The sequence below is a fragment of the Anoxybacillus andreesenii genome, from assembly GCF_030813005.1.
GTDB lineage: Bacteria > Bacillota > Bacilli > Bacillales > Cytobacillaceae > Robertmurraya > Robertmurraya andreesenii.
Genome location: NZ_JAUSTU010000056.1, coordinates 1 through 4532, shown reverse-complemented (window position 1 = coordinate 4532; position 4532 = coordinate 1). Strand labels below are relative to the sequence as shown.

The following is a 4532-nucleotide window of genomic DNA, read 5'->3' as shown; positions in this document are numbered from 1 at the left end:
GACATTAATGCAGGAAAAAATATTGAATTTGAAGCCGTAAGGCTTCTAACCGTAGGAACTACGGGGCTAGCCTAATCAATTAGAAGCCGATAGGCTTCTTTACTTAGGAATCCCCCACTTCAAGTAGCTCGTAAGAGATGCTAAGTGGTGGGTAGTTCAATTCTTAACTCCTTATCTCATAAGGGTTTTTTATTTTTACGTCTTATGGAAATTTTTGATTTTCGTAGCTCTTAAATATGTATAAAATTCATAGAATTTTCATCTTTCCACCTATCTTAACTGTAATAAGGGTTTCAGGGTTGAATTTCAATATTTGATTGATTATAATGAAGATGTACTCGGAATGATAATCATTTTCAATTATCATCAGAGAATAACTACGTTATGAGGATTACAAATGAGACTATGGATGTTGATGATTGCTGCTATCGTCCTGTCTTTTGTATCGCTGTTTATCGGAGCAATCGATATTAAGCCGAGTGACTTACTTAATTGGGAATCAGATGAAACACAAATCTTCCTTATTAGTCGCTTACCTCGGTTACTAGCGATTATTTTAGCAGGGGCAGGAATGAGTATTGCAGGTTTGATTATGCAGTCCTTAAGCCGAAATAAATTTGTTTCGCCTACGACTGCTGGAACGTTAGATGCAGCAAAACTAGGAATATTAATTTCTATGTTATTCTTTGCAAATGTTACATACACGCAAAAGATTATATTTAGTTTTGCCTTTGCTTTAGTCGGAACTTTTGTTTTTATGCAGATTTTGGACCGAATTAAATTTAAGGACGCGATCTTCGTCCCGTTAATTGGGATTATGTACGGGAACATACTGTCTTCGATTACGACCTTTCTTGGATATGAAGCAGACCTTCTGCAGAATATATCTTCTTGGTTAATGGGAAGCTTCACATTGATTATGTCGGGTCGCTATGAGCTGTTATATGTAAGCATACCAGCCGTCATCCTAGCATACCTCTATGCGAACAAATTTACCGTCGCAGGTATGGGGGAAGATTTTGCGAAGAACTTAGGCTTAAGCTACAAGCTTGTGTTGAATATCGGTCTTGTCCTTGTTGCGATTATTTCGACAACCGTTGTCCTGACGGTCGGTGTTATTCCATTCTTAGGATTGATTGTTCCTAACATTGTTTCTCTTTACTTAGGTGATAATTTACGCAAGACTATTCCACATACTGCGGTATTAGGGGTTGTCTTTCTATTAATATGCGACATTATTGGACGTGTTATTATCCACCCGTATGAGATTCCTGTGAATGTTACCGTGGCAGTAATAGGCAGTGCGATCTTCTTAATTATGTTATTTAGGGGGAGAGCATATGCGAAATAGTACGAAACTGATCATATTAGCGGGTATCGCCATTGTTTGTATATTACTCTATGGATTTTATGATATTAAAGGCGGCTTTGATTACGCTTTTCCAAGACGGATGATTCGCGTTTCGGCCATGGTTGTAACAGGGATAGCGATTGCCTATTCGACTGTCGTGTTTCAGACGATTACGCATAACAGAATCCTAACACCTTCCGTTATGGGTCTGGACTCGATGTATGAAGTAGTTCAAACGTTGATTTACTTCTTTGCCGGCTCCATGTCCGTTTGGGTATTAAATAAATATTTGAACTTTGGTGCAGCCATTTTCGCCATGGTTTTATTCGCACTCCTTTTATACCGATTGTTATTCCGTGCGGATAAGCATCCTATCTACTTACTTCTATTAATCGGGATAATCATTGGAACACTTCTTGGTAGCCTTGTCACGTTTCTTCAAGTGCTAATAGATCCGGTGGAATATCTCAGCTTGCAAAATCGTTTGTTTGCTTCCTTTACAAATGTAAAGGCTGAATTATTATATATTGCGATTGGGATATTATTGGTTGCCTTTATATACGGCTATCGCATTATGGGAAAGCTGGATGTAATGTCCCTTGGTCGTGAAAATGCGATTAATCTTGGGATTAACTATGACCGCATGGTGATGAAAATTTTAGTTTTATCGTCTATTTTAATTGCGACATCAACAGCATTAGTTGGTCCCATTACCTTCTTCGGTTTAATTGTGGCTAATTTATCCTATCAATTTTTAGCCACGTATAAGCACTCCACTCTTATATTTGGGGCAAGTCTAATGGGGATTATTGCTTTAGTTGGTGGTCAATTCCTCGTAGAGCATATTTTCGAATTAAGAACGACATTAAGTGTAATCATTAACTTTATCGGTGGTATTTACTTCATTTACTTATTATTAAAGGAAAGTAGGGCAGCAGGATGATTGAAATCAAAGGATTAACAAAGCAGTTTGGTAAAAAGCCTGTTGTGGAAGATGTTACGGTAACAATTGAGCCAGGGACCATTACATCGTTTATCGGGCCGAATGGTGCGGGTAAATCGACTCTTCTTTCTATGGTGAGCCGTTTGTTAGAAGCAGACACTGGAGAGGTATTGCTAGATAAGAGTAATGTGAAAAAATGGAAGTCATCTGAATTTGCCAAACGTGTTTCGATTTTGAAACAAGCCAACTTTATTAATGTTCGGTTAACCGTACGGGAGCTTATCTCTTTTGGACGTTACCCTTATTCAAAAGGGCGCTTGACAGCAGAGGATGAAAAATTCGTTGATCAAGCTCTAGATTATATGAATTTAACTTTTATGCAAGATAAATTTTTGGATGAATTATCTGGGGGCCAAAAGCAACGTGCATTTATCGCCATGGTTATTGCCCAGGATACAGACTATATCTTATTAGATGAGCCTTTAAATAACTTGGATATGAAGCACTCTGTACAAATTATGAAAATTCTCCGGAAGCTTGTCGATGAGCTTGGAAAGACGGTTGTCATCGTTTTGCACGACATTAATTTTGCATCTGTGTATTCCGATCGTATTGTAGCGCTAAAAGACGGGAAGCTAGTAAAAAATGGACCAACCCATGAAATTATTAATAGAGATGCACTCCGAGATATTTATGATATGGATATTCCTATTCAGGAGCAAAATGGATGTCGGATTTGTGTATATTTTAACTCTCACGCATAATCAATATAAAAAGATCTAGAGAAGAGCTCTCTAGATTTTTTTAGTACATGAAATTGAGTGATCCTAAAAATAAATAATTTCACAAATTTAGCTAATAAGGTATTGACGGAAATCAATTGCAACTCTATAATGAGAATTGTTATCAATGATAATGATTATCATTTTTAAAAAGACAATATAAAACAATCAAAGGAGAGAAAGACATATGAAGATATGGAAGTTTGCTAGCCTTTTGTTAGCGATGGTTTTAATGCTTGCAGCTTGTGGTTCTGATGAAACAGCAAAAGACAAGACAAACAATGCAGGTGAAAAGCAATCACAGGAAACTGGAAAAACAGCTGAGGGGCAGGGGCCTACATATCCAATGACCATTTCTCCAACCACTGCTTCTTCTTCAGATAGAGAAAGTGGTCAAACATATAATTTCGAAGATGTCACATTTGAAAAAATGCCTGAGAGAATGGTTGTATTTGATTATGGGTTTTTAGATACATTAGATGCACTTGGTGTTGAAGGAGTAGTAGGGGTACCGAAAGATACAGCCTTGCCTGCACATCTTGAAAAATATGCTGCTGATGAGTATGCAAGTGTTGGGAACCTAAAGGAGCCATTACTTGAAGACATCGCTGAACTTGGACCAGATGTAATCTTTATTTCTGGACGTCAAGCACCATACTACGAGCAATTGAAAGAAATTACGCCAAACGTTGTGTTCGTTGGTACTTCACAGGATGATTACTGGAACACCTTCCTAGCATCTGTAGATGTTGCAGCGAAAATGTTCGGTAAAGAAAAAGAAGCGGAAGAATATACGGCCAAAATTGATAAAGCACTTGAAGAAATCAAAGCATTAGCAGGGAACTATGAAACTTCATTAGCAACCATGTATAACGAAGGTAAATTATCTGGTTTTGCAAAAAATTCCCGTTTCGGATATATGTATGACATTTACGGCTTCAAGCCTGTAACTGAAGATATTGAAGCCTCTTCTCATGGCTCTAACTTTGGATTCGAAGCAATTCTTGAATTTAACCCACAAGTATTATTTGTTATCGATCGTACAGCAGCGATTGGTGGCAAATCCAATATCGAAGCGGATATGGAAAATGAAATCATCAAGAAAACAGATGCTTACAAGAACAAGCATATTGTTTACTTAGATGGACCACTTTGGTACTTAAGCGGTGGAGGCTTACAATCTGAACTTGCAAAAATTGAAGAAGTATTAGCTGAATTAAAATAAGAATAAAAAATAGGCTATTCAGAAAGCAGAGCAATCGACTTTTTGAATAGCCTATTATCTTTATCATTCCCGACAGAAGACTCCCCCTTCAATCGTGCGAAGGGCATAGCCCAACGATAAGTGGGAGATGAATGTGGGTTGGCTGTAGCCAAAATCCCCCAAATATGGTAAAATAGGAACGTATATTCGTTTGGAGGTGAAAAAAATGCTAGTCAACAAAGCCTATAAATT

The 4532-nt window shown here is 37.6% G+C and carries 4 protein-coding genes; all 4 read left to right on the top strand.

All coding sequences use genetic code 11. From position 1 onward, the window contains the following. Positions 1–397 precede the first annotated feature (397 nt). The 4 genes from J2S07_RS21545 to J2S07_RS21530 all read left to right on the top strand — a co-directional run bounded on the left by J2S07_RS21545 (position 398) and on the right by J2S07_RS21530 (position 4301). A complete protein-coding gene (locus J2S07_RS21545; RefSeq protein WP_307152423.1) occupies positions 398–1351 on the top strand; it encodes an ABC transporter permease in 954 nt (317 codons plus the stop codon). Beyond that, positions 1341–2294, top strand: coding sequence for an iron chelate uptake ABC transporter family permease subunit (locus J2S07_RS21540; protein ID WP_307152422.1), 954 nt, complete (start codon positions 1341–1343; stop codon positions 2292–2294). The genes J2S07_RS21545 and J2S07_RS21540 overlap by 11 nt, the downstream gene beginning before the upstream one ends. Beyond that, complete coding sequence (locus J2S07_RS21535; RefSeq protein ID WP_307152421.1) at positions 2291–3058, top strand: iron ABC transporter ATP-binding protein; 768 nt, start codon at positions 2291–2293, stop codon at positions 3056–3058. Before J2S07_RS21540 ends, J2S07_RS21535 begins: the two co-directional genes overlap by 4 nt. 205 nt (positions 3059–3263) lie before the next feature. Continuing rightward, positions 3264–4301: a siderophore ABC transporter substrate-binding protein gene (locus tag J2S07_RS21530; RefSeq protein ID WP_307152420.1), complete on the top strand. Its 1038-nt coding sequence runs from the start codon at positions 3264–3266 to the stop codon at positions 4299–4301. The last annotated feature ends 231 nt before the right edge of the window (positions 4302–4532 follow it).